Consider the following 24,210-nt stretch of genomic DNA (forward strand, 5'->3'; position numbering starts at 1 on the left):
CCTAGTGCCCCGGGCGCGGGTGCGTCCGACCCCTGTCGGCGGCTCAGCGCAGGTCCAGCCCCAAGTCCAGAGCCGGGGCGGAGTGCGTGAGGCCGCCGACGGCCAGGTAGTCCACGCCGGTCTCGGCGTAGGCGCGGGCCACGGCCAGCGTCAGCCCGCCGGAGGCCTCCAGCCGGACGCCGCCCGCACGCCGCACCGCCTCCGCGCAGTCGGCGACGGTGAAGTTGTCCAGGAGCACCAGTTCCGCTCCCTCGGCCACGGCCTCGTCCAGCTGCTCCAGCGAATCGACCTCGACCTCGCACGGCAGGTGCGGGGCGTGTGCGCGCACGGCCGCCATGGCCGCCCGCACGGAACCCGCGGCCCGCACGTGGTTGTCCTTGATCAGCACGGCGTCGCCGAGGCCGAGCCGGTGGTTCACGCCGCCACCACGGCGGACCGCGTACTTCTCCAGCAGCCGCAGGCCCGGCAGGGTCTTGCGGGAATCGCGCACGCGCGCCTTGGTGCCGGCGATCTCGTCCACCCAGGCGGCGGTGAGCGTGGCCACGCCGGAGAGGTGGCAGAGCAGGTTCAACGCCGTGCGCTCGGCGGTGAGCAGGCCGCGCACCGATCCGCGCAGGACGAGGGCGGGCTCGCCGGGCACGGCCTTGTCGCCGTCCTCCCGACGCTCCAGCACCTCCACGTCGGTGACCTGGCGGAACACCTCCAGCGCCACCGGGACGCCCGCCAGCACACCGGCCGCGCGAGGCGTCAACTCGGCCACGGCGACCGCGTCGGCGGGCACGGTGGCCTCCGTCGTCGCGTCCGCGCCGTACCGCAGGTCTTCCTCGAGCGCCGTCGCGATCACGCGGCGCACGTCCCGCATGTCGAGTTCTTCCCGGGCTTCTTCCTGGGCGGTCATGCCACTCCCATCGCGACGACCGGGTCCGCCAGCACCGGCTGGCCGGACGGGTTGAGCCGGACGACCTGGCTGCGCGACCAGCGCACCTCGTCCCGCTCGGTGAAATCGGTGCGGACGTGGCAGCCGCGCGACTCGTCACGTTCCGCCGCCGCCGCGATCAGCGCACGCGCGGCCACGGTGAGCGCCGCGTCCTCCACCAGTTCCCGGGTGTCCAGCACACGGTCCACAGTGGACAAGTCGAGCACCGAGCCCACCACGGCCAGGCCCTCGGCGTCACGGCCGATCGCCGCGTACCGGGACATGACGCGCTGCAACGAGTCACGTGCCGCGACCGGCGCCGTCGGCAACTGCACGGGTCCGGTGGCAGAGCAGCGGGCCAGCACGTTGAGCGCGATGTCCGCGGCGACCGCCTCGGCCGCGCGCGTGCCGACGACCAGGCCTTCGAGCAGGCTGTTGGACGCCAGCCGGTTCGCGCCGTGCAGCCCGGTCCGGGCCACCTCACCCGCCGCGTACAGGCCGGTCACGCCCGTTCGTCCGTCCACATCGGACACCACGCCGCCGCACGCGAAGTGCGCCGCGGGCGCCACCGGGATCGGCTCGCCCGCCGGGTCGATGCCCGCCTGGCGGCACGCCGCGTGCACGGTCGGGAACCGGCGCGCGAAGTCGGAAATGCCTGTGGCGTCGAGGAAGACGTGGTCGTCCACGCCGCCGGGCGAGGCCGCCATGTGCCGGGTGATCGCCGCCGCGACGACGTCCCGCGGCGCCAGGTCCTCCAGCGGGTGCATGCCCCGCATGACCCGCGCGCCGGTCGCGTCGACCAGCACCGCGCCCTCACCGCGCACCGCCTCGGTCACCAACGGGCAGCGGCCACGCGCGCCGCGCCCGGTGTAGAGCACGGTCGGGTGGAACTGGACGAACTCGACGTCCGCCGCCACCGCGCCCGCGCGCAACGCCAGCGCCAGACCGTCGCCGGTGGCCACCTCCGGGTTGGACGTCGCCTGGTACAGCTGGCCGAGGCCGCCGCTGGCCAGCAGCACCGCGGGCGCGCTGAGCACACCGGGCACGCCGTTGCCGTCCAGCACGAGCAGACCGCAGACCTGGCCGAGCGGAGTCCTGATCGCATCGACGGCGACGTGCTGCTCCAGCACCGGCACCCGCCCGTCGGACGCCGCCGCCAACAGCGCGCGCTCCACCTCCGCGCCGGTCGCGTCACCGCCCGCGTGCACCACCCGGAACGCGCTGTGCCCGCCCTCCCGCGTGCGGGCCAGCCCACCGGTCGGCGACGCGTCGAACACCGCGCCGCGCTCGCGCAGCCTGGCCACGGCCGCCGGACCGCCCGCGATGATCGCCTGCACGGCGTCCTCGTCGCACAGCCCCGCACCCGCGACCAGCGTGTCGCGCACGTGCGCGTCGACCGAGTCGCCCTCGTCGTGCTCGCCTGGCAGCACGACGGCAACGCCGCCCTGAGCCCAGCGCGTGTTGCCGTCCTCACCGGACGCCTTCGTCAGCACCAGGACGCGGAGCCCCAGCTCACGGGCACGCAGCGCCGCCGTCAGACCGGCGACACCCGTGCCGACCACGACCAGGTCGGCTCTCGCCTCCCACAGCGGGGTGTTCATTCGCCGCCGCCGGGCTGCCCGATCTCGATCATGCGCTGCACCGCGCCCCGGGCCCGCTCGGCGGTCTCCAGGTCGACGTGCACCTCGTCCTTGCCCTCGCGCAGCCCGCGCAGCAGGGCCGCCGGGGTGATCATCTTCATGTAGCGGCACGACGCCCGGTCGTTCACCGCCCGGAAGTCGATCCCCGGCGCGGCCCGGCGCAGCTGGTGCAGCATGCCGATCTCGGTGGCAACCAGCACCGACTTCGCGCTGGTCCGCCGCGCGGCCGTGATCATGTCGCCGGTCGACAGGATCTTCACCTTGTCGCCGGGCACGATGCCCTCGCCCGCCAGGTAGAGCGCCGACGTGGCGCAGCCGCACTCGGGGTGGATGAACAGGTCCGCCTCCGGGTTCGCCGCCGCGCGCGCCGCCAGCTCCGGGCCGTTGATGCCCGCGTGGACGTGGCACTCCCCCGCCCAGATGTGCAGGTTCTCCCGGCCGGTCTCGCGCTTCACGTGCTGGCCGAGGTACTGGTCCGGCAGGAACAGCACCTCGCGGTCGGCGGGGATCGACTTCACCACGTCCACCGCGTTCGACGAGGTGCAGCAGATGTCCGTCTCCGCCTTCACCTCGGCCGTCGTGTTGACGTACGAGACGACCACCGCGCCGGGGTGCTCGGTCTTCCACTCGCGCAGCTGCTCGCCCGTGATCGAGTCGGCCAGCGAGCAGCCCGCCCGCTCGTCCGGGATCAGGACCGTCTTGTGCGGCGCGAGGATCTTCGCCGTCTCCGCCATGAAGTGCACGCCGCAGAACACGATGGTGGACGCGTCGCTCGCGGCCGCGATGCGGCTCAGCGCCAGCGAGTCACCGGTGTGGTGGGCGATGTCCTGGATCTCGGGGAGCTGGTAGTTGTGCGCCAGGATGACCGCGTCCCGCTCGCGCGCCAGCTCCAGCACCTCGTCACGCCATGCGGCGTCCGGCGCGATCCCGTCGTAGGCGCCGTCCGAGGTGCGCTCCACATAGGCGGTGGCGACCATGGGTTCCTCCCTTGAGCCAGGTTTTCGCCTATAGGTCGAAAACGTGGCCGATAGTATCAGCCGAGTGGGACTTGCCGGGCATGAGGTGCTGGCCGCGGTGCTCCAGGTGAGAGCCGGATCACTCCAGGTCATGCTGTGGGAGCGCGCTCGGGAACCGCACGCTCACCGCTGGTCACTGCCCGGCGGCGGACTCGGCGACGACGAGGACGTGGAGACGTCGATCCGGCGTCAGCTGGCGGAGAAAGTGGACGTGCGACAACTGTCACACGTGGAGCAGCTGGCCGTCTTCAGCAACCCCGCGCGGGTGCCCGGCCTCCGGGTCGTGGCGACGGCGTTCCTCGGCCTGGTGCCGTCCCACATCGACCCGGTGGTGCCGTCCGACACGGCGTGGCACCCCGTGGACACCCTGCCCTCGACGGCGTTCGACCACCAGGCGATCTGCCGCCGTGCCCGGAGCCGGCTGGCGTCGAAGCTGTCGTACACGAACCTGGGGTTCGCGTTGGCGCCGCCGGAGTTCACGATCTCCGCGTTGCGCTCGCTGTACTCGGCGGCGCTGGGATACAAGGTGTCGGCGACCAACCTGCAACGCGTGCTGTCGCGGCGGGGGTTGCTCGAGCCGACGGGCGGGACCGTGCAGCCGGGGCCGTCCGGTGGTCGGCCGGCGGCGCTGTTCCGGTTCGTGTCCGGGGAAATGCGGATCACCGATCCCTTCGCCGTGCTGCGGCCACCGTCCACCCGTAGCTTGGGCTCGTGACGACGACGCTCCCCCTTTTTCCGCTGGGCACCGTGCTGCTGCCCGGGGCGTCCCTGCCGCTGCACGTGTTCGAGCCCCGCTACCGGCAGTTGACCGTCGACCTGGTGACGGGCGCGGTGCCGGAGCGGACGTTCGGCGTCGTGTCGATCAAGCAGGGGTGGGAGGTCGGCGCGGAGAACGTCGAGGCGCTGTGCGACGTCGGGTGCACGGCGGTGCTCCAGGAGGCGCGGCGGCTGCCGGACGGGCGGTACGACCTGACCACCGTCGGCGGGCGGCGGTTCCGGCTGCTGGACGTGGACGGGGACAGCGCGCCGTACCTGATCGCGTCGGTGCGGTGGCTGCCGGACACGGAGGCGCCGCCGGAGGTCGAAGCCGTGCTGCCGTTGTTGGCGGAGAGCGCGCGTGCGGCGCACGGGCGGTACCGGGACGTGGCGTACGAGAGCGTGACGCGCCGGCCGCCGGCGGCCGACACGGCGATGGCCGACCTGGCGTACGCGTTGGCGGGCGACTGCCTGTTGACGTTGGAGGACCGGCAGCGGCTGCTGGAGGAGACGTCGCCGGCGCGTCGGCTGCGGCTCGTGCGGAAAGTGCTGCACCGCGAGGCGGGCATTCTCGACGCGCTGAGCGCCGTGCCCGCGCCGTTGTCGGAATTGGGCCACCTGCCTCATCGCAACTGACCGTTCCGGCGCCCGGTGTAGGATCCCGCGAATGAATACCATGCGTGCGCTGGTCGACGGCGGTGTGCCCCTGGTCGCGGTGAGCTTCGACGACAACGACTGCGAGCGTGCGGCCCGGGAAGCGCTGGCTTCCGGTGTCGACGTGGCGGAATTGCGCATCGACCGGTTCTCGCGGACCGATGTCGGGCACGTGCTGGAAAAGGTGCACGCGTTCCGGGGCCTGCCGGTCCTGGCGACCGTGCGTTCAGCCGTCGAGGGTGGCGGGTGGGGCGGCACCGAGGAGGAGCGCCTCGACCTGTTCCGCGCCGTCGCGCCGCTGGTGGACGCGGTGGACGTCGAGCTGTCGTCGGGCGGCATCCTGACCGACGTGATCAGCGCGGCGCGTGCGCACGACGCGCTGTCGATCGTGTCGTACCACAATTTCGACCACACGCCCGGTCTCGACTCGCTCGAAGCCATTGTCCGTGACGCCGAAACCGCCGGGGCCGATATCGTCAAAATCTCCACGATGGCGACGTCCGGCACCGACGTGAAGACCCTGGCATCGCTTTTGCTGAACGCCGGCGAGAATACGCAAATGATCGTCATCGCAATGGGCGCGACCGGCACCGCGTCACGAATCTTCTTCCCCGCTCTGGGCTCGCGCCTCACTTATACGTTCATCGGCCACCAGCCCACGTCGGGCCAACTCGATTTCGCCGAGACGTTCGCCCTGATGCGCAAGTTCTACCCGGAGTTCGACCGGCGGAAGGCCCCCGGCGGCTCCTGAGCGTTGAACTCGGGGGTCCTGAACGTAGGACACGCCTGTTCCGAACGTAGGACTCACGCGTCGCGAACGTAGGACTCACGCGACGGGGTGGTTCGCCCTCTTGCTCTATGGTGGGATTGTTCAACAATCCTCTAGCGTGTGGGGTACGGCACACCCTCACGGCTGCGAGGTGATCCCCGAGATGAGCACCACGGACATCGACACCGAGGAAGTCCGAGGCCCGTTCGCCTGGTTCCACACGCTGGGTCGCAACGGCAAACGGGCGTTCGTCGGCGCGTTCGGCGGCTTCGGCCTGGACGCCTACGACTTCCAGGTCCTCCCCCTGGGCCTGTTCGCCATCACCGCCTACTTCGGCATCACCCAAGGCCAAGCGGGCCTGCTCAACACCGTCACCCTCGTCGTCTCCGCCCTCGGCGGCGCGATCGCGGGCATCTTCGCGGACCGCATCGGCCGGGTCCGCACCCTCATGATCACCGTCATCACGTACGCCGTCTTCACCGTCCTGTGCGGCTTCGCCACCAGCTACGAGACGCTGCTGGTGTTCCGCGCCCTCCAGGGCCTGGGCTTCGGCGGCGAGTGGGCGGCCGGCGCGATCCTCGTCGCCGAGTACTGCAAACCCCAGTACCGCGGTCGCACGGTCGCGTTCATCCAGAGCTCGTGGGCCGTCGGCTGGGGCCTGAGCGTGATCGTCTACACCGTCGTGTTCAGCTTCCTGCCCCAGGACATCGCCTGGCGCGTGCTGTTCTGGACCGGCGCGATCCCCGCCGTCCTCGTCTTCTACATCCGCCGCAACGTCAAGGACGCCCCGAAGGCCGAGACGGCGCTGAAGTCCAGCCCGCGCAAGGGGAACTTCAAGGCCGTCTTCGCCGGGAAACTCGGCCGGACCACCCTGTTCGCCGCACTCCTCGCCACCGGCGTCCAAGGCGGCTACTACACGCTGGCGAGCTGGGTGCCGACGTTCCTCAAGACCGAACGCGGCCTGAGCGTCGTCGGCACCGGCGGGTACCTGGCCCTGCTCATCACCGGCGCGTTCGCCGGGTACGTCACCGGCGGCTACCTGACCGACCGGCTCGGCCGCAAGCGCACCTTCACCCTGTTCGCCGTGCTCAGCGCGATCCTCCTCGTCCTGTTCACCCAGATACCCGCGGGCGCGAACTGGCTGATCCTGCTGGTCACGTTCCCGCTCGGCTTCACCTCGTCGGCGATCTTCAGCGGCTTCGGCGCGTTCCTCGCGGAGCTCTACCCGACCGAGCTGCGCGGCACCGGCCAGGGCTTCACCTACAACTTCGGCCGCGCGGTCGGCGCGTTCTTCCCGGCCCTGGTGGGATTCCTGGCGGAGAGCACGGGCGTGGGTGGCGCGATGATCGTCGGCGCGATCGCGTACGGCATCGCCGTGCTGGCGCTCCTCGGGCTCCCCGAGACGAAGGGCGCCGTGCTGACATGACCACGACACCGCAAGAGGTGCGCCGGCACCACGGCGGCCACGCGCCGGGGCACATGTTCGTCACCGACGTGCCCGACGCGGAGTACCGGCTCTGACCCGGCGGGTCCAACCCGAAAGGAGGACCTAACCCAGCCTGCGACCGAGGTCGTCCAGACCGTTCCACGCGGCCAGGCAGCCGTACGCCAGCGCCGTGCCCAAGGGCCACGCCAGCACGCCCCACCACGTCTCCAGCACCGGGGCCAGGGCGATGACGTCACCGACCTCGGGCGCGGCGCCGACGGTGTACTTGCCGGCGGCCGTCCCGGTGCCGGTCAGCTGGCCCAGGTAGGCCGCCACGACCGAGCCGAGCGTGGCCGCCAGCATCACCACCGGCCCGCGCCGTTCCCGCAGCATCCACACCGCGATGCCGGTGATCAGCCCGATGCCCAGCCCGATCAGCACGAACAGCATCAGCCCGTCGAGCCGGTGGTAGCTCTCACCGGTCACCGGGACCATCGACGCGTCCTGCTGCACGACCACGTTCTGCGGCGGCGCGAGCCACGCCCACAGCCACCCCACGGGCAGCCCGAGCAGCGCGATCGCGGACAGCACGGAGAACGCGGGCAGCAGGTCCCGCTTCACCACCACCCGCGGGCGCTGCACCACGTAGTAGTACTCGAACGCCGGCGCGGGTGGCACCCGAACGGGCGTGGCCCGCTCGTCCACCGGTTGCTCCGCCACCCGACGACCTCCCTGCACACGTGACCAGATGCAGGGCAGGTTACCGCGCGGAGGTGATCTCCCCGTGGCGGCTGCACGCGGCGGTCCAGCCGGCGGGCGTCACCTGCACCACCATCCGGCGCGCGCACTCGCCGCAGAACCGCGGCGGGTCGATCACGCCGAGCCGCGAGGCGCACGCCGAGTGGTCCGTCGCGGCAAGGTCCTTGCCGCAGTATCCGCAGTACGTCACAGGGTCTTGCTCAGCTCCTTGATCGGCATGGACAGCTCGCCCAGCATGTCGAGGTCCTGCTGCGCCGGGCGGCCGAGGTTGGTCAGGTAGTTGCCGACGATGATCGCGTTGACGCCGCCGAGCATGCCCTGCTTGGCCCCGAGGTCGCCGAACGTCAGCTCACGGCCGCCGGCGAAGCGCAGGATCGTCCGCGGCAGGGCCAGCCGGAACGCGCCGACCGCGCGCAGGGCGTCCGGGCCTTCCACGATCGGGTAGTTCTCGTACGGGGTGCCGGGGTTCGGGATGAGGAAGTTCAGCGGCACCTCGTCCGGCTCCAGCGAGGCCAGCTGCACGGCGAACTCGGCGCGTTGCGCCAGCGTCTCCCCCATGCCGATGATGCCGCCGCAGCAGACCTCCATACCGGCCTCGCGGATCATCTTGAGCGTGTCCCACCGCTCTTCCCACGAGTGCGTGGTGACCACGTTCGGGAAGTGCGAGCGGGCCGTCTCCAGGTTGTGGTTGTAGCGGTGGACGCCCATCTCCACCAGCTCGTCCACCTGCTCCTGGGTGAGCATGCCGAGCGAGCAGGCGATCTGGATGTCGTTGCCGTCCTCGCGGATGGCCTTGATTCCGTCGCGCACCTGCGACAGCAGCCGCTTGTCCGGCCCGCGCACGGCGGCGACGATGCAGAACTCGGTCGCGCCGGTGTCGGCGGTCTGCCGGGCGGCCTTCACCAGGCCGGGCACGTCCAGCCAGGCCGAGCGCACCGGCGACGGGAACTGCCCGGACTGGGAGCAGAAGTGGCAGTCCTCGGGGCAGCCGCCGGTCTTCAGCGACACGATGCCCTCGACCTCGACCTCCGGCCCGCACCAGCGCATGCGCACCGCGTGCGCGAGCTCCAGCAGGTCGGGGATGCGCTCGTCGGGCAGCTGGAGGACTTCGAGCACCTGCTCCTCGGACAGCCCGACGCCCTGCTCCAGCACCTGCTCACGGGCAACGCTGAGGACATCGACCTGTTCGGGCGCTGCGGTCACGACTTCTCCTCGGGAACTCCGGCGGTGGTCCGCCGTGCAGTCTGCCGCACGGACCTGGGCCGGTCCCAGCGATGTGCGTCACTGGATTCGGTCAGCAGGTGTGCGGCGCGGCGAACTTCTCCGGGTCGAAGTCGCCGCCGAACCACGGCGACAGGGCGTCCCGGGCCATTTCGGCGAACTCCGTGCGGTCCAGCGACCCCGCCCCGTCGGGCAGCACGCCGAGCAGTGGCGCGCCGGCGGCTTCGGGCAGGTCCACGAGGTTGGTGCGGGTGGCCAGGTCGGGTGTGGAAGGCCAGCGGCCGACCACCACGCCGATCGACTCCAGACCCCGCCGGAGCAGGGCTTCCGAGGTCAGCGCGGTCATGTTCAGGGTGCCGAGGCCGGGGTGGGAGACGATCAGCACGGGGGCGTTGAGCGCCCACGCCGCGTCGGCGATGGTCGAGCCCGTGTCGTCGAACCGGACCAGCAGCCCGCCCGCGCCCTCGACCAGCACCAGGTCGTGCGTCTCGTCCAGCGCCACGGCCGCCGAGGCGATCTCGCTGGGGTGCACGGTGGGCAGGCCGGACCGGCGCGCGGCCGTGGCCGGCGCCAGCGGTTCGGGGTATCGACGCAGCTCACGGGTGGTGACCGGGCCGGCGAGGCGGACCACCTCGGCGAGGTCGCCCGGTTCGCCGTCGGCGACGCCGGTCTGCGCGGGCTTGAGCACGGCGACCCGTCGGCCTTCGGCGACGGCCAGTGCCGCCAAGGCGGCGACGACCACCGTCTTGCCGACCTCGGTGCCCGTGCCGGTGATCACGAGGACGCTCACGGGCACCGAGCCTAGGCGTTCACGTAGAGTCGCGGCCGGCCGCGTTCTAAAGTCACACGCATGAGTGAGATCGTTCTCTACGGTGCGGACTGGTGTGGCGACTGCCGACGGGCGAAGGCATGGCTGCGGGAGCACGAAGTGCCGTTCACCGAGGTCGACGTCGAACACGACGACGCGGCCCGCGACCGGGCGATCGAGATCGCCGGCGGACGCAAGAACATCCCGGTGGTCGTGCTGCCGGACGGCCGGGTGCTGATCGAGCCGACGAACACCGAACTCGCCGCCGCCGTCCAGCACTGACGTGGGCAAGAACGGCAGACGCAAGCGCCGACAGCGGAGCACCCAGCAGGAGCGCGACAACATCGCGGTCATCGCAGCCACCCGTTTCCCCCAGCCGGCCGTGCGGACCAAGCCGAAAAACTGGTTCGACCGGCAGAGCGGCGGCGTGCAGACCTTCATCGTCGTGGCGGCAACCGCTTGGTTGATCGGCGGGCACCTGATCATGTGGGACCTGGTGTTCCCCACCCTGGGCAAGGTGGTCGGCCGGGTGCCGGTCGTGTCGACGGTGACCGGCTGGCTGTTCGTCGGTGGCGCGTTCATCGCGTGGGCCGTGGTCGCCTTCAACCGGGGCACCGCGAAACCCGGGACGGCGAACCGGCTCAAGGGCGTGGCCTGGGTGTGGTCGGCGGTCGCGGTGGTGTGCGTTCCCACCTACTACGCCGACGGCGTCAGCCTGCCGGTGGACTTCTGGGCGGGCGTCTACTCGGGTGGGTACGGCGTGTTCGCCGCGCCGCCGGCCCTCGGCGTGGCCGCGCTCGGCTGGTGGCTGGTGTCCGGCGTGGTGCTCAAGCGCAAGGGCAGGCCGACCAACCAGACCGTCGGCTGGATCTGCGTCGCCTACGCGACCCTGCTGCTGGTGTTGGGCTCAACCCTGCTGCGCGTGTGACGCCTCGGCCGCGGCGACGACGGCGGCGCTGATCGCGGCCACGTCGTCGTCCGTGCTGATGAACGGCGGCATGGTGTAGATCAGGTCCCGGAACGGCCGCAGCCACACCCCGTGGTCGACGGCGGCGGCGGTCGCGGCGGCCATGTCCACCGGGTGGTCGAGCTGCACGACGCCGATCGCGCCGAGCACCCGCACGCCACCGGGGGCCTGCGCCAGCCCGGACCTCAGCCCGTTCTCAATCCGCCCCACCGACCCCTTCCAGTCCTGGGACAACAGCAGGTCGGTGGACGCCAGCGCGACCGCCGACGCGAGCGGGTTGCCCATGAACGTCGGCCCGTGGGCCAGCACCGGCACGTCGCCGCGCGAGATGCCGTCCGCCACGCGTGACGTGCACAGGGTCGCCGCCATCGACAGGTATCCGCCGGTCAACGCCTTGCCAAGGCACATGACGTCCGGGCTGATCCCGGCGTGGTCGGCGGCGAACAGCTCACCGGTGCGGCCGAAGCCGGTGGCGATCTCGTCGAAGATCAGCAGCACGTCGTGCGCCAACGTCAGCTCGCGCAGCACGTGCAGGTAGCGCGGGTCGTGGAATCGCATCCCACCGGCGCCCTGCACGACCGGCTCCACGATGACGGCGGCCAGCTCGCCGGCGTGCGCCTCGATCAGGTCGGCCAGCTCCTGGACGTACGCGGTCTCCAGGTCGCGCGGCGGCGCGGACGCGAACACCTGCTCCGGCAGCACGCCCCGCCACAGCGAGTGCATCCCGCCCTCCGGGTCGCACACCGACATCGGCTGGAACGTGTCGCCGTGGTACCCGCCGCGCCACGTCAGCAGCCGCCGCTTCTCCGGCCGGCCCTGTGAACGCCAGTACTGCACCGCCATCTTGACCGCGACCTCGACCGACACCGAGCCCGAGTCGCACAGGAACACGTGCTGCAACGGCTCGGGCGTGATCTCCACCAGCCGTGCCGACAACGCCACCGCGGGCTCGTGGGTGAGGCCGCCGAACATGACGTGGCTCATCCGGCCGAGCTGGTCGCGCACCGCCTCGTCGAGGACGGGGTGCCGGTAGCCGTGGATCGCGGCCCACCAGGACGACATGCCGTCGACGAGCTCGCGGCCGTCGTCCAGCCGCAGCCGGACCCCCGAAGCCGACGAGACCACCAGCGGCTCCAGGGTGCCCGGCATCGGGCCGTACGGGTGCCAGACGTGTGCCTGGTCCAGCTTCAGCAGCTCATCGCGGTCCACGGGGCGTCAGGCTAACCGGGAGCGACTCCAGCCCGCGCATGAGCGTGCCCTGCCGCCACCGCAGCGACTCCGGGTCGGCCGCCAGGGCGAAGTCGAACCGGTCCAGCAGCGACCCGATCGCGATCTCGCCCTCCATCCGGGCCAGCGGCGCGCCCAGGCAGTAGTGCACGCCGTGGCCGAACGCCAGGTGCCCGCCGGCGGGCCGGGTGATGTCGAACCGGTCCGCGTCGGGGAACCGGTCCGCGTCGCGGTTCGCGCCGTTCAGCGACACGACCACCACGCTGCCCTTCGGGATGACCACGTCGCCGACCTCGACGTCCTCCACGGTGACGCGGATCGTGGCGTGGTTGACCGGGCTCTCGTAGCGCAGGAACTCCTCCACCGCGCCCGGCAGCAACGACCGGTCGGCGCGCAGCCTCTCCGCCTGGTCGGGGTGGCGGAGCAGGAGCTGCACGCCGCTGGTGATCAGGTTGACCGTCGTCTCGTGCCCGGCGACCAGCAGCAGGAACGCCATGGAGATCAGTTCCATGTGGTCGAGCCGGTCGCCTTCCTCGTCGGCGTGCACCAGCTCCGAGAAGAAGTCGTCACCCGGGTCGGACCGCTTGTGCTCGACCAGCCGGGTCAGGTAGTCCGCCATCCGACCCGCCGCCTCCTGCACGGCGTCCGCGTCCGGGCCGCCGAGGACGAGGGTGTTCGACCACGCCCGGAAGTCGTCGCGCTGGTCCAGCGGCACGTCGAGCATCTCGCAGATCACCGTGATGGGCAGCGGGAAGGACAGCGCGTCGACCAGGTCGATCCCGGCGCCGGTGGTCGCGGCCTTCGCGGCCATCTCGTCCAGCAGCCCGTCGGTGATCTCCTGCACCCGGGACCGCAGCTGCTCGACCCGCCGCGCGGTGAACGCCTTGGTGACGAGCTTGCGCAGCCGGGTGTGGTCCGGCGGGTCCAGGTTCAGCATGTGCTTCATCAGGGACTGGTCGAACTCCTCCGGCACGTCGTCGTCCCCGACCTTGTTGCGCCGCATGACGTCCGGGAAAGCCCGGTAGTCCTTGCTGAACCGCTGGTCGGCCAGCGCGTGCCGGGCATCCTCGTACCGGGTGACGAGCCACGCCCTCGTGCCGCGCGGCAACACCACTTCGGTCGCCGCCGCCTGCTCGCGCATCCGCGCGTGATAGGCGTGCGGGTCGGTGAAGTACTCGGGTCCGAGCACGTCGAGACCGGCGATCTTCTCCCCCACAGGGATCTCCTCCTCAGTCGAGTAAACCCTGTTCACTCAACGATTCGAGACTCCCTCGTGTCCCCGGATGGGACCTACGTCACCCGATCATCCCAAGCACCCTGGTCCAAGCAGCGCCTTCAGATCGCCCATGAGGGACGGCGTCGGCGTGACCCGCAGCGCGTCGTCCAGCTTCAGCAACGTGTTGCGGCTGCTGTTGATGACGAGGTTCAGGTGCACCTCGGTGGTGCCGGGGTGCGCGGAGAGGACTTCCTTCAGCAACGTCACCAGCTTCGGGTCGCAGCGCGACGCCGCCACCTTCAGCTTCAACGCCTGCGCGCCCAGTTCCGACAGGTCCGGCACGACCAGGTCGTTGGCGATCAGCGACGTCCGGTCCTCCCGCTTCGCCACCCGCGCCTTCACCAGCACGATCGCGTCCTCGGCCACGGACATGCCGTGCACCATGTAGCTCTTGGGGAAGAACAGCACCTCGATGCCGCCCGCCAGGTCCTCCAGCATCGCCGACGCCCACGGCTCGCCGTTCTTGTTCACCCGGCGGGTCACGGTGGTGAGGATGCCGCCCAGCGTGACCTGGGTGCCGTCCTGCACGTCGCCTTCCAGGATGCGCGGGATCGACGTGTCCGAGTAGGACCCGAGCAGCTGCTCCACGCCGTTGAGCGGGTGCCCGGACACGTACAGGCCGAGCATCTCCCGCTCCAGCGTGAGCTGGTGCTTGGCCTCCCAGTGCTCGTCCGGGATTTTCACGTCGAACACGCCCGCGTCGTCGCCGCCGCCGTCACCGAACAGGTCGAACTGGCCGCGCGCCTCTTCCTTCTTGGTCAGCATGATCGCGTCGACCGCCTCGACGTGGACCATGTGCAGGCCCTTGCGCGGGTGGCCGAGCGAGTCGAACGCGCCCGCCTTGATCAGCGATTCGACGACCTTCTTGTTGCACGCCTGGACGTCGACCTTGCGCAGGAAGTCGGAGAAGTCGGCGAACTTCCCCTTCTCCTTGCGGGTCCTGATGATCGCGTCGACCACGTTCGCGCCGACGTTGCGGATCGCGCCGAGGCCGAACCGGATGTCGTTGCCGACCGCGACGAACTCGCGTTCGGACTCGTTGACGTCCGGCGGCAGCACCGTGATGCCCATCCGGCGGCACTCGGCCAGGTAGACGGCCGACTTGTCCTTGTTGTCCGAGTTCGTGGTCAGCAGCGCCGCCATGTACTCGCCGGGGTAGTTCGCCTTGAGGTACGCGGTCCAGTACGCGATCAGGCCGTACGCGGCGGAGTGCGCCTTGTTGAACGCGTAGTCGGCGAACGGGACGAGGATGTCCCACAGCGTCTTGATCGCCTCGGGCGAGTAGCCGTTGGCGAGCATTCCCGCCTCGAAACCCTCGTACTCCTTGTCGAGGATCTCCTTCTTCTTCTTGCCCATCGCGCGGCGGAGCAGGTCCGCTTGGGCGAGCGTGTAGCCCGCCACCTTCCGCGCGATCGCCATGACCTGCTCCTGGTACACGATCAACCCGTAGGTCGTGTCCAGGATCTCGGCCAGCGACTCCTCCAGCTCGGGGTGGATCGGGGTGATCTCCTGCTGCTTGTTCTTGCGCAGCGCGTAGTTCGTGTGCGAGTTCGCGCCCATCGGGCCCGGCCGGTACAGCGCGATGACGGCCGAGACGTCCTCGAAGTTGTCCGGGCGCATGAGCCGCAGCAGGTCGCGCAGGGCGCCGCCGTCGAGCTGGAACACGCCCAGCGTGTCACCGCGGCCCAGCAGCTCGTAGGCCTTCCGGTCGTCGAGGGCGACAGTCGTGATGTCGACGTCGCCCTTGCCGTTGAGCGCGATGTTCTTCAGCGCGTCGTCGATCGTGGTCAGGTTGCTCAGGCCGAGGAAGTCCATCTTCAGCAGGCCGAGCGTCTCGCACGTCGGGTAGTCGAACTGGGTGATGATCGACCCGTCCTGCGGGCGCTTCCAGACCGGGATGTGGTCCGTCAGCGGCTCCGCGGACATGATCACCGCGCAGGCGTGCACGCCCGCGTTGCGGATCAGGCCCTCCAGCCCGCGGCCGGTGTCGATGATCTCCTTGACCTGCGGGTCCGTCTCGTAGAGGGCGCGCACCTCGGCGGCCTCGGAGTACCGCTTGTGCTGCGGGTCGAAGACGCCCGCCAGCGGGATGTCCTTGCCCATCACGGCGGGCGGCATGGCCTTCGAGATCCGGTCGGCGACCGCGTAGCCCGGCTGCCCGTACAGCACGCGGGCCGAGTCCTTGATCGCCGCCTTCGCCTTGATCGTGCCGAACGTGATGACCTGGGCGACCTTGTCGGCGCCCCACTTCTCGGTGACGTACCGGATCACGTCACCGCGCCGGCGCTCGTCGAAGTCGATGTCGATGTCGGGCGGGCTGACCCGGTCCGGGTTCAGGAACCGCTCGAAGATCAGGCCGTGGGCCAGCGGGTCGAGGTCCGTGATGCCCATCGCGTACGCGATCAGCGCGCCCGCGGCGGAACCACGGCCGGGGCCGACCCGGATGCCGTTGGCCTTGGCCCAGTTGATGAAGTCGGCGACCACCAGGAAGTAGGACGGGAAGCCCATCTGGAGGATGACGTCGATCTCGAACTCGACCTGCTTGCGGTGCACCTCGTCCACGCCCTCCGGGAACCGGCGGCGCATGCCCTCCCAGACCTCTTCGCGGAAGTAGTCCGCCTCGGTCTGCCCGTCGGGCGTCGGGTAGCGCGGCATCAGGTTCTGGAAGGCGAACATGCCGGTGGTGTCGACCTTCTCGGCCACCAGCAGGGTGTTGCGGCACCCCTCCTGCCAGGCGTCGGACGAGTCGATCGCGCGCATCTCGTCCGGCGACTTCAGGTGGTAGCCCGTGCCGTCGAACTTGAACCGGTTCGGGTCCGCGAGCGTCTTGCCGGTCTGCACGCACAGCAGCGCCGCGTGCGCGTCACGGTCCTCGGAGTAGGTGTAGTGCGAGTCGTTGGTCACCACGAACGGGATGCTGAGCTTCTTGGCGATGTCCATCAGCCCGCCCCGGACCCGGCTCTCGATCTCGATGCCGTGGTCCATCAGCTCGACGAAGAAGTTCTCCGCGCCGTAGATGTCGCGGTACTTCGCGGCGGCCTCCAGGGCCTCCTTCTCGTGGCCCAGGCGCAGCCGGGTCTGGACCTCGCCGGACGGGCAGCCGGTGGTCGCCATCAGCCCCGCCGCGTGCTCGGCGATCAGCTCGACGTCCATCCGGGGCCACTTGCCCAGCTGACCCTCCGTGGAGGCCCGGCTGGACATCTTCATCAGGTTGTGCAGGCCCTCGTTGTTCCGGGCCCAGATGGTCTGGTGGGTGTACGCGCCGCTGGCTGAGACGTCGTCGGACTTCTGCCCCGGGTCGCCCCACAGCACGCGCTTCTTGTTGAAGCGCGACTCCGGCGCCAGGTACGCCTCGATGCCGATCACCGGCTTGACCCCGGCCGACGTCGCCTGCCGGTAGAAGTCGTAGGCGCCGTACATGTTGCCGTGGTCGGTGATCGCGGCGGCCGTCATGCCCATCCGCTCGCACTCGGCGAACATGTCCTTCAGCTTGGCCGCGCCATCGAGCATCGAGTACTCGGTGTGCACGTGGAGGTGCACAAACGAGTCGGACACCCAAACCCCCCTGAAGATCGCAGCGGGCCCGGGACTCAAAGCGCTCGGGCAAGACGCGCTCGACCCTATAACGACGTCGGGCTCGCATCACCACGACACTCCCCGGTCACGTGGAACTGGGCGGGCGGGTCGATGAGACGGAGATCCATCCAGCCGGGTAGCGTTCTCAGTGTGGTAGCGCCGGATCCCGTCGACGCCCGTCTCCTGGCCATGATCGCCGAGATGGGCCGTGCCGCCGTGCACGAGGTGGCCGCGCGACTGGGCATGGACCCGCGGGAGGCCGCCGCCCGGCTGATCACGTTGTCCGGCAGTGGGCTGCCGCTGCTGGTCGGCGTGGAGTGCGACCCGAACGGCATCCGCAAGGCGTTGGCGAACAGCGTGGCGTGGGGCAGCTACTCGGGGCCCGGCGGCCAGGCCGTCCGCGGCACGCCGAGCGGCCCGTACCCGCCCACGCCCGGCACGGTGCACGGCACGCCGTCCGGCTCGTACCCGGGTCATCCCGTTCCGCAGGGGCCGCCCAGCGCGCCGTTCCCGGCGCAGCACGGCGGGTCCGGACCGGTGCCCGTGTCGGAGCCGATGAGCACGTGGGGCGTGCCCGGCACGTCCGGTTGGGCACGCGGTGACCAGGCGCCCGCGCCGCGGTCCCGCACCGGCAAGATCGGCACCACGTTGGAGACCGAGGGCCTGGAGGGCGCCCGGTTGACCATCCAACTGGTCGAGGTGGTCGACCCGGCGGACTTCCTGTTCACGGCGGCCGGTTACAAGCTGGCGGCCGGTGAACGGGCCGTGGTCGTGCACACGGAGTTGGCGAACGTCGGCCAGGTGCCGTTCAACTCGCTGCCCGACATGTACCTGATGTTGATGACCAACAAGGGTGAGACGGTCGCCAAGGCGCCCGTGTCGCTGTCCTCCCGGCCGCCGCACAAGATCGGCATCCAGCCCGGCGAGACCGCCGGCGGCCACACCGTCTACATCCTGCCCGAGGACACGGTGATCTTCTCGGTCCGCTGGAGCTCCCGCCCCGAGACCGACCTCAACACCCTGGTCTGGACCACCGACGACTAACCCGTGAGTCCTACGTTCAGGACCCGTGAGTCCTACGTTCAGAACGCCTGAATTCAACGCTCAGGACGGTGGGCGGCGTCCTGAGCGTTGAACTCGGGGGTCCGGAACGTAGGACTCACGCGTTCCGAACGTAGGACTCACGGGGTCAGGCGGGGATCGGGGTGGGGTCGGTGTCACGGGTGATGCCCACGTCGCCCCTGGTCAGCGTGGCGAACAGGATCACGGCCAGCACGGTCGCGGACGCCATCACGGTCACCATCGGCAGCACGCTCGCCGACCCGCCCGCACCGACCAGCGGCGCCATCAGGCCACCGACCAGGAACGTCGTCACACCCAGGACGGCCGACGCGCTGCCCGCCGCCTCCGGGTGCCGGGACATCGCCAGCGTCGAGGCGTTCGGCATGAGCAGGCCGACGCTCATCGTCAGCAGGAACAACGGCGGCAGGAACGTCACCAGGCCGCCACCCACCAGACCGCCGATGAGCAGACCCACCCCGCCGGTCGCACAGCCCGCCATGCCGATCTTGAGCAGTGGACGCGGCATGACGCGGCCGGTCAGCGCGGTGTTGAGCAGGCCGGCCAGCAGCACCGCCACCGAGTTCAGCGCGAACACCAGGCTGAACTGCTGCGGCGTGAGCCCGTACACGTTCTGCAACGTGAACGACCCGCCGGCGACGTACGCCAGCAGCGCACCAAGGGCCAACGCCGACGCCAGCGCGTAGCCGAGGAACTTGCGGTCGGCGAGCAGTCCACCGAACACCTTCAACGTGAGCAGCAGGTTCGCCGGACGCCGCTTGCTCTGCGGCAACGTCTCCGGCAGCCCCACGGCCAGGGCGATCAGCAGCAGCAACCCGAGCACACCGAGCACCACGAACGTCCCGCGCCACGACGTGAACCTCAGCAGCTGGCCGCCGAGCACCGGCGCCAACACCGGCCCCAGGCTGTTGACCAGCATCATCAGCGACATGAACCGCGCCATCGCGACACCCTCGAACCGGTCCCGCGCGACCGCCATCGCGATCACGAACCCGGCCGCCACGCCCAGCCCCTGGAGCAGGCGCAGACCGGCGAACGCGAAGGCGTTGGGCGCGACCGCGCAGATGAGCGAGATCACGACGTAGCTGCCGATCCCGACCAACAGCGGCCGACGCCTGCCCCACGAGTCGGACAGCGGTCCCACCACGAGCTGCCCCGCCGACAGACCGAGGATGAACGTCGTCAGCGACAGCTGGATCTGCGACTCGGCCGCGCCGAACTCCGCCGCGATCGCCGGGAACCCCGGCAGGTACATGTCGATCGACAACGGCCCCAGCAGGCACAGGGACCCCAGCAGCACGACCAGTCGGGTCCTGTTGTCCATTCCGGCACTCCCCCCAGGACTCATTTGTCAAAAGCTTCGCAAGACAAACGACCTGAGGAAAGCGATATGTCCGACATCACCCGCCGGGCGCAAGACTTTCGTCCGCGCGACCCCCGAAAAACGTCAGTAACCCTCTGCCCGCAACAGTTCCAGCGCGGCGGCGAGGTCGGCCGGGTACTCGCTGGTGTACGAAACCCACTGCCCGTCGGCCGGGTGGTGGAAGCCGAGCGTCCGGGCGTGCAGCCACTGCCGGGTCACGCCGAGCCGCTTGGCCAGCGACGGATCGGCGCCGTAGGTCAGGTCGCCGACGCACGGGTGCCGCAGCGCCGAGAAGTGCACCCGGATCTGGTGCGTGCGGCCGGTTTCCAGGTGCACGTCGAGCAGTGACGCGGCCCGGAAGGCCTCCACCACCTCGTAGTGCGTGATGCTGGGCTTGCCGTTGGCCATCACGGCGAACTTGTAGTCGTGCTTCGGGTGCCGGTCGATAGGGGCGTCGATGGTGCCCTTGATCGGGTCCGGGTGGCCCTGCACGAGCGCGTGGTAGAGCTTGTCGACGGTGCGTTCCTTGAACGCGTGCTTCAACGCCGAGTAGGCGTGCTCGCTCTTCGCCACCACCATGACGCCGGTCGTGCCGACGTCCAACCGGTGCACGACGCCCTGGCGTTCGGCCGCTCCGGACGTGGCGATCCGGATGCCGGCCGCGGCCAGTCCGCCCACCACGGTCGGGCCGGTCCAGCCGGGGCTGGGGTGCACGGCTACGCCGACCGGCTTGTCCACCACGATGATGTCGTCGTCCTGGTGCAGGATCTCCAGGCCTTCCACCGGCATGACCTGCACCTGGATCGGCCGCTCGGGCTCGGGGAGGGTGACCTCCAGCACCGAGCCCGCGATCAGCCGGTCCGACTTGCCCGCTGGCTGTCCGTCCAGCAGCACGTCGCCGGACTCGGTCAGCCCGACCACCACCGTGCGGGACAGGCCGAGGAGCTTGGCCAGACCGGCGTCGACCCTCATCCCGTCCAGACCGTCCGGAACGGGAAGGGTCCTATAGCCGCTCATGCCCGCACCTCGCTGGCGCTCGGTGCGGCAAGAGCGGCGCGCACTGTGTTGGATGATTCGCTCGCAAGCTCGCTCATGCGCCCGCCTTCTTGGCCGCGGGCTTCTCCACGCGCGTACCGTCGTAGTCACGTTGGAGCAGCGCCATCAGCACGATCACGCCGCCGCCCACGCAGATGGCGGAGTCCGCCACGTTGAACACCGGGAAGAAGTTCCCCCACGGGTCGAGCACCGAGATGAAGTCGACCACGCCGCCGCGCAACGGGCCGGGACCTCGGAAGACGCGGTCCACGAGGTTGCCCATCGCGCCGCCGAGGACCAGGCCGAGGCCGATGGCCCAGCCGACCGACCGCAGCCGGCGCGCGATCCACAGGATGAACCCGACCACGCCGAACGCGATCAGCGCGAGGATCACCGTCCAGCCCTCGGCCAGGCCGAACGCGGCGCCGGTGTTGCGGATCAGCGGCAGGTAGAGGAGGCCGCCGAACAGCTCGACCGGCTCACGCCCCTCCAGGTGCTCCACCGCGAGGATCTTGGTGACCAGGTCGACGGCCAACACGAGCGGTGCGATGACGGCCAGCAGGAGGACCCGTCGCTTGGGCAGCGGTGTGTCCGGCTGTTCCGGCGTGTCCGGCTCGGTGTTGGGATCGGTGCTCACCGGGCCATTGTCCAGCATGCTGGTCAGCGCAGGAACGGCGGGAGCGCGCGCTCGTCGTTCAACGGGGCCCAGCGGCCGTCGCGGAGTTCGTACTCCCACCGCGAGCCCTCGGTGACGAGCGTGCGCAGCGCGGCCACGAAACGGTCCACGTGCTCTTCGGTCGTGCCCAGGCCGATGGACGCCCGCAGCGCGCGCTCGCCGTGCGCAAGACGGTGCACGGCGATGTGAGCGCAGAACGCGCCGTCACGCACGCCGATGCCGTGTTCGGCGGACAGCGCCGCGGCGAGGTAGCCGACGTCCTGACCGCCGGCGGTGAAGCTCACCACACCCACCCGGTCGTGCTCGGCGCCGAAAAGAGCCAGCTCGTGCACGCCGGGAACGGTCGCGAGGCCCGCGCGGAGCCTGGCCAGGAGCGCGCGCTCGTGCTCGACGGTCTGCTCCCAGCTCCGACCCAGCACGTCACAGGCCACGGCCAGGGCGTGCACGCCCACCACGTTCGGCGTGCCGGCCTCGTGCCGCTCGGGCACCGCGGACCAGGCCACGCCCAGCCGGTCGCCGTGGTCCGTGACGCGGGAAGTCGCCCCGCCGCCCACCAGGTACGGCTCGGCGGCCTGCAACCAGTCGGACCGGCCGACCAGGACACCCGAACCGAACGGCGCGTAGATCTTGTGCCCGGACAACACCGTGTAGTCGACGTCGAGCGCGCGCACGTCAACCGGGCGGTGCGGCGCGAGCTGGGCGGCGTCCAGGGCGATCCGGGCGCCGTGCCGACGGGCCACCCGCGCCAATTCCGCCACCGGCCACACCTCACCGGTGACGTTCGAGGCGCCGGTCACCACGACCAGGCGCGGGCCGACCGGCGCCTCGCGCAACGCCCGGTCCAGGTCCAACACCGCCGTAGCGGGCGAGGCTGGGGTACGCAGGCGGCGGACGTTCGGACCGCGCCACGGCAGCAGCGCGGCGTGGTGCTCGGTGTCGAACAGGATCACGGCGGTGTGCTTCGGCACGCTCCTGGCCAGCAGGTTCAGCGCGTCGGTGGTGTTGCGGGTGAACACGACGGCGTCGGTGTCACGGGCGCCGAGGAACCGGCGGACGGACGTGCGGGCCTGCTCGTAGACCTTGGTGCTGACCTGGGACGCGAAGCCCGCGCCCCGGTGCACGCTGGCGTACCAGGGCAGCAGCTCGTCCACCGCGTCGCGGACCTGCTCCAGACAGGGCGCGCTGGCCGCGTGGTCGAGGTTCGCGTACTCGACGCGCTCACCGGTCACCAACGGCACTCGCAGCGTGGAACCGACGACGCGCGGCAGCGCGGCAACAGAGATTCGGGGAACAGCGACGGTCATGACGTGACGCCTCCGGGGTCCGGGACCCCGCCGGAGAGGGAGCCCGCGCTTGCCGGGCGCCCTGCGCGCCAGGCCAGGTCCTCACCGGGGGCACCCCACCGCGGAGGAGGGTTGCCGGCCAGCAAGCCCGGGCTTGTCGCTGGCACTCATGACCTTCACGTCGAAGGTAACCCAGTGCGCCCGCTCACGTCGAGGGCGTTCACATCCTGGGAGACCCGGTCACGGCAGACCTACATCGCCCTTCCAGCGGGCGAACCGGCCGGCCCGGTCCACGGCCCTGATGCGCTGCTCGGTCGCCGTGCGCATGGCCTCCGTGCACACGACCAGCAGCTGGTCGTGCTCCTGCAACCGGGTCGTCGGCTGCGGTGTGAAGCCGTCCTTGTCGCGGACGACGAGGCTCACCGACGACCCCGGCGGCAGCCGCAGTTCGGACAGGTAGACGCCGTGCAGCTTGGAGCCGCGCTGGATGCGGACCTGGAGGAGTTCCGCGCCCAGCTCGTCCAGCGCCGACGAGTCGACCTGCACTTCCTGCGCCTCACCGGACTTGACCAGCTTCAGCCACTTGGCGAGCCACGGCAGGGTCGTCCCCTGCACCAGGGTCAGCACCACGACCAGCACGAACACCGCGTCGACCAGCTGTTGCGCGCCCGGCACGCCCTGGATCAGCGGGATCAGGGCGAACACGATCGGCACGGCGCCGCGCAGCCCGGACCACGAGATGAACACCTGTTCCCGCCAGGGCACCCGGAACGGCAGCGCGGCGCACAGCACCGACAGCGGCCGGGCCAGCAGCACCAGCACGGCCCCCGCGACCAGCGCCGGGACCAGCGCGTCGAGCAGCCGGCCAGGCGACGCGTACAGGCCGAGCAGCACGAACAGGCCGATCTGCGCGATCCAGCCCAGCCCTTCGGCGAACGACAGGGTGTCCGCCCGGTGCGGCAGCCGGGCGTTGCCGAGCACCAGGGCGGCGATGTAGACGGCGAGGAAGCCGGACGCGTGCGCGAGGTCGCCCACGGTGTAGGCGAGCAGGCACACGGCGACCGTGGCCAGCGGGTACAGGCCGGTGGCGGGCAGTGCGGCGCGGCGCAGTCCGATGCCGCCCAGCCAGCCGAGCGCGATGCCGATCACCGCGCCGGCGATCAGCTCGTAGGCCATCAGCAGCGGCGCGGTCCACGTGATCGGCTCGGGTGCGGCCAGCAGCACGACGGCGATGTACACCGGCGCGTCGTTGATGCCGGACTCCAGCTCCAGCGGGCCGATGAGCCGCTTGCCCACGCCCACCCCGCGCAGCACGCTGAACACGGCCGCGGCGTCGGTGGACGACAGCACGGCGCCCCACAGCAACGCGGTGCGCCAGTCCATGTCCAGCAGGAAGTGCAGCGCGAACCCCGTCACCGCGATGCTCACGCCGACGGACACCGTGGACAGCGCGATGCCCAGGCCCAGCGCGGGCCGCACCTCGCTCCACCGGCTGGTGATACCGCCCTCGGTGAGGATCAGCACGAGCGCGGCCGTGCCCAGTGACCGGGTCAGGTCGGCGTCCTCGAACTCGATGCCGACCACGGCCTCGCCGAGCAGCACGCCGATGCCCAGGTAGAGCAGGAGGGACGGCAACCCGAGCCGGATCGACACCCTGACCGCGATGACCGAAAGCAGGAGAACCGCGGCGGCGATGCCGAGGAAGCCCGTCACACCGCCCACTCGACCTCCACGCGTCGTTCCCCGCTGTCATCGACCGTCG

The 24,210-nt window shown here is 70.7% G+C and carries 22 protein-coding genes and 1 riboswitch; of the genes, 7 read left to right on the forward strand and 15 right to left on the reverse strand.

All coding sequences use genetic code 11. The features are described 5' to 3' along the window. Window positions 1–43: 43 nt before the first annotated feature. From nadC to nadA, 3 genes are read right to left on the reverse strand one after another with little or no spacing between them, the layout of a single operon-like run. Window positions 44–898, reverse strand: a complete 855-nt coding sequence (nadC, locus tag F4560_RS24025; RefSeq protein WP_184923409.1) for a carboxylating nicotinate-nucleotide diphosphorylase — start codon at window positions 896–898, stop codon at window positions 44–46. Further along, a complete protein-coding gene (locus tag F4560_RS24030) occupies window positions 895–2,517 on the reverse strand; it encodes an L-aspartate oxidase (RefSeq protein ID WP_184923411.1) in 1,623 nt (540 codons plus the stop codon). Before F4560_RS24030 ends, nadC begins: the two co-directional genes overlap by 4 nt. After that, window positions 2,514–3,533: a quinolinate synthase NadA gene (gene nadA, locus F4560_RS24035; RefSeq protein WP_184923413.1), complete on the reverse strand. Its 1,020-nt coding sequence runs from the start codon at window positions 3,531–3,533 to the stop codon at window positions 2,514–2,516. Before nadA ends, F4560_RS24030 begins: the two co-directional genes overlap by 4 nt. Window positions 3,534–3,597: 64 nt before the next feature. Between nadA and F4560_RS24040 the strand changes: the two genes are divergently transcribed. The 4 genes from F4560_RS24040 (at window position 3,598) to F4560_RS24055 (ending at window position 7,177) form a co-directional block, all read left to right on the forward strand. Next, window positions 3,598–4,287 (forward strand): NUDIX hydrolase, encoded by a 690-nt coding sequence (locus F4560_RS24040; protein ID WP_184923415.1) that lies wholly within the window; start codon window positions 3,598–3,600, stop codon window positions 4,285–4,287. Continuing rightward, complete coding sequence (locus tag F4560_RS24045) at window positions 4,284–4,964, forward strand: LON peptidase substrate-binding domain-containing protein (protein WP_184923417.1); 681 nt, start codon at window positions 4,284–4,286, stop codon at window positions 4,962–4,964. Before F4560_RS24040 ends, F4560_RS24045 begins: the two co-directional genes overlap by 4 nt. Before the next feature lie 40 nt (window positions 4,965–5,004). Continuing rightward, the gene (locus F4560_RS24050) at window positions 5,005–5,733 is read left to right on the forward strand and encodes a type I 3-dehydroquinate dehydratase (protein WP_184923419.1); all 729 of its coding nucleotides are present in this window, start codon (window positions 5,005–5,007) and stop codon (window positions 5,731–5,733) included. A 181-nt stretch (window positions 5,734–5,914) separates the two neighbouring features. Next, window positions 5,915–7,177: an MFS transporter gene (locus F4560_RS24055; RefSeq protein ID WP_184923421.1), complete on the forward strand. Its 1,263-nt coding sequence runs from the start codon at window positions 5,915–5,917 to the stop codon at window positions 7,175–7,177. Window positions 7,178–7,300: 123 nt separating this feature from the next. Here F4560_RS24055 and F4560_RS24060 read toward each other — a convergent pair whose 3' ends face one another. The 4 genes from F4560_RS24060 to bioD all read right to left on the reverse strand — a co-directional run bounded on the left by F4560_RS24060 (window position 7,301) and on the right by bioD (window position 9,947). Continuing rightward, window positions 7,301–7,897 carry a DUF2567 domain-containing protein gene (locus F4560_RS24060; RefSeq protein ID WP_184923423.1) on the reverse strand — a complete coding sequence of 199 codons (597 nt, stop codon included), beginning with the start codon at window positions 7,895–7,897 and terminating at the stop codon, window positions 7,301–7,303. A gap of 40 nt (window positions 7,898–7,937) precedes the next feature. Further along, window positions 7,938–8,126 carry a biotin synthase auxiliary protein BsaP gene (bsaP, locus tag F4560_RS24065; protein ID WP_184923425.1) on the reverse strand — a complete coding sequence of 63 codons (189 nt, stop codon included), beginning with the start codon at window positions 8,124–8,126 and terminating at the stop codon, window positions 7,938–7,940. Continuing rightward, window positions 8,123–9,139 (reverse strand): biotin synthase BioB, encoded by a 1,017-nt coding sequence (gene bioB, locus F4560_RS24070; RefSeq protein ID WP_184923427.1) that lies wholly within the window; start codon window positions 9,137–9,139, stop codon window positions 8,123–8,125. The genes bsaP and bioB overlap by 4 nt, the downstream gene beginning before the upstream one ends. Window positions 9,140–9,230: 91 nt before the next feature. Further along, entirely contained in the window at window positions 9,231–9,947 is a 717-nt protein-coding gene (bioD, locus tag F4560_RS24075) for a dethiobiotin synthase (protein ID WP_184923429.1), read from the reverse strand. Window positions 9,948–10,007: 60 nt separating this feature from the next. Here bioD and F4560_RS24080 point away from each other — a divergent pair, with 60 nt between their 5' ends. Both F4560_RS24080 and F4560_RS24085 read left to right on the forward strand, forming a co-directional pair. Next, window positions 10,008–10,247: a glutaredoxin family protein gene (locus tag F4560_RS24080; RefSeq protein ID WP_184923431.1), complete on the forward strand. Its 240-nt coding sequence runs from the start codon at window positions 10,008–10,010 to the stop codon at window positions 10,245–10,247. A 1-nt stretch (window position 10,248) separates the two neighbouring features. After that, entirely contained in the window at window positions 10,249–10,893 is a 645-nt protein-coding gene (locus F4560_RS24085; protein ID WP_184923433.1) for a hypothetical protein, read from the forward strand. Here F4560_RS24085 and F4560_RS24090 read toward each other — a convergent pair. The 3 genes from F4560_RS24090 to dnaE all read right to left on the reverse strand — a co-directional run bounded on the left by F4560_RS24090 (window position 10,873) and on the right by dnaE (window position 16,990). Continuing rightward, a complete protein-coding gene (locus F4560_RS24090) occupies window positions 10,873–12,141 on the reverse strand; it encodes an adenosylmethionine--8-amino-7-oxononanoate transaminase (protein WP_184923435.1) in 1,269 nt (422 codons plus the stop codon). The two genes, F4560_RS24085 and F4560_RS24090, sit on opposite strands and share 21 nt — an antisense overlap. Then, window positions 12,128–13,375, reverse strand: a complete 1,248-nt coding sequence (locus F4560_RS24095) for a cytochrome P450 family protein (RefSeq protein ID WP_312869448.1) — start codon at window positions 13,373–13,375, stop codon at window positions 12,128–12,130. The genes F4560_RS24090 and F4560_RS24095 overlap by 14 nt, the downstream gene beginning before the upstream one ends. An 87-nt stretch (window positions 13,376–13,462) precedes the next feature. Then, a complete protein-coding gene (dnaE, locus tag F4560_RS24100; protein ID WP_184923437.1) occupies window positions 13,463–16,990 on the reverse strand; it encodes a DNA polymerase III subunit alpha in 3,528 nt (1,175 codons plus the stop codon). A gap of 171 nt (window positions 16,991–17,161) precedes the next feature. Between dnaE and F4560_RS24105 the strand changes: the two genes are divergently transcribed. Then, window positions 17,162–18,055 carry an AsnC family protein gene (locus F4560_RS24105; protein WP_184923439.1) on the forward strand — a complete coding sequence of 298 codons (894 nt, stop codon included), beginning with the start codon at window positions 17,162–17,164 and terminating at the stop codon, window positions 18,053–18,055. Window positions 18,056–18,200: 145 nt separating this feature from the next. Here F4560_RS24105 and F4560_RS24110 read toward each other — a convergent pair whose 3' ends face one another. From F4560_RS24110 to F4560_RS24130, 5 genes are all read right to left on the reverse strand, one after another. Next, window positions 18,201–19,415, reverse strand: a complete 1,215-nt coding sequence (locus F4560_RS24110; protein WP_184923441.1) for a multidrug effflux MFS transporter — start codon at window positions 19,413–19,415, stop codon at window positions 18,201–18,203. Between the two features lie 123 nt (window positions 19,416–19,538). Beyond that, window positions 19,539–20,471, reverse strand: a complete 933-nt coding sequence (locus F4560_RS24115) for an RluA family pseudouridine synthase (protein ID WP_184923443.1) — start codon at window positions 20,469–20,471, stop codon at window positions 19,539–19,541. A gap of 73 nt (window positions 20,472–20,544) precedes the next feature. Continuing rightward, window positions 20,545–21,126 (reverse strand): signal peptidase II, encoded by a 582-nt coding sequence (lspA, locus tag F4560_RS24120; RefSeq protein WP_312869449.1) that lies wholly within the window; start codon window positions 21,124–21,126, stop codon window positions 20,545–20,547. A gap of 23 nt (window positions 21,127–21,149) precedes the next feature. Then, window positions 21,150–22,469 (reverse strand): aminotransferase class V-fold PLP-dependent enzyme, encoded by a 1,320-nt coding sequence (locus F4560_RS24125; protein WP_184923447.1) that lies wholly within the window; start codon window positions 22,467–22,469, stop codon window positions 21,150–21,152. Between the two features lie 40 nt (window positions 22,470–22,509). Then, window positions 22,510–22,623, reverse strand: a riboswitch (SAM riboswitch). 65 nt (window positions 22,624–22,688) lie between these two features. Further along, on the reverse strand, window positions 22,689–24,161 hold the full coding sequence (locus F4560_RS24130; protein WP_184929356.1) for a potassium/proton antiporter: 1,473 nt from the start codon (window positions 24,159–24,161) through the stop codon (window positions 22,689–22,691). Between the last annotated feature and the right edge of the window lie 49 nt (window positions 24,162–24,210).

The sequence above is a fragment of the Saccharothrix ecbatanensis genome (genome assembly GCF_014205015.1).
Lineage (GTDB): Bacteria > Actinomycetota > Actinomycetes > Mycobacteriales > Pseudonocardiaceae > Actinosynnema > Actinosynnema ecbatanense.

What these genes read in the sequence shown, in the direction of transcription:
- F4560_RS24055 (WP_184923421.1), top strand. Translation starts at nt 5,915, where the DNA reads ATGAGCACCACGGACATCGACACCGAGGAAGTCCGAGGCCCGTTCGCC.
- nadA (WP_184923413.1), bottom strand. Translation starts at nt 3,533, where the DNA reads ATGGTCGCCACCGCCTATGTGGAGCGCACCTCGGACGGCGCCTACGAC.
- F4560_RS24115 (WP_184923443.1), bottom strand. Translation starts at nt 20,471, where the DNA reads ATGAGCGGCTATAGGACCCTTCCCGTTCCGGACGGTCTGGACGGGATG.
- F4560_RS24080 (WP_184923431.1), top strand. Translation starts at nt 10,008, where the DNA reads ATGAGTGAGATCGTTCTCTACGGTGCGGACTGGTGTGGCGACTGCCGA.
- nadC (WP_184923409.1), bottom strand. Translation starts at nt 898, where the DNA reads ATGACCGCCCAGGAAGAAGCCCGGGAAGAACTCGACATGCGGGACGTG.
- F4560_RS24125 (WP_184923447.1), bottom strand. Translation starts at nt 22,469, where the DNA reads ATGACCGTCGCTGTTCCCCGAATCTCTGTTGCCGCGCTGCCGCGCGTC.
- F4560_RS24050 (WP_184923419.1), top strand. Translation starts at nt 5,005, where the DNA reads ATGCGTGCGCTGGTCGACGGCGGTGTGCCCCTGGTCGCGGTGAGCTTC.
- F4560_RS24030 (WP_184923411.1), bottom strand. Translation starts at nt 2,517, where the DNA reads ATGAACACCCCGCTGTGGGAGGCGAGAGCCGACCTGGTCGTGGTCGGC.
- F4560_RS24110 (WP_184923441.1), bottom strand. Translation starts at nt 19,415, where the DNA reads ATGGACAACAGGACCCGACTGGTCGTGCTGCTGGGGTCCCTGTGCCTG.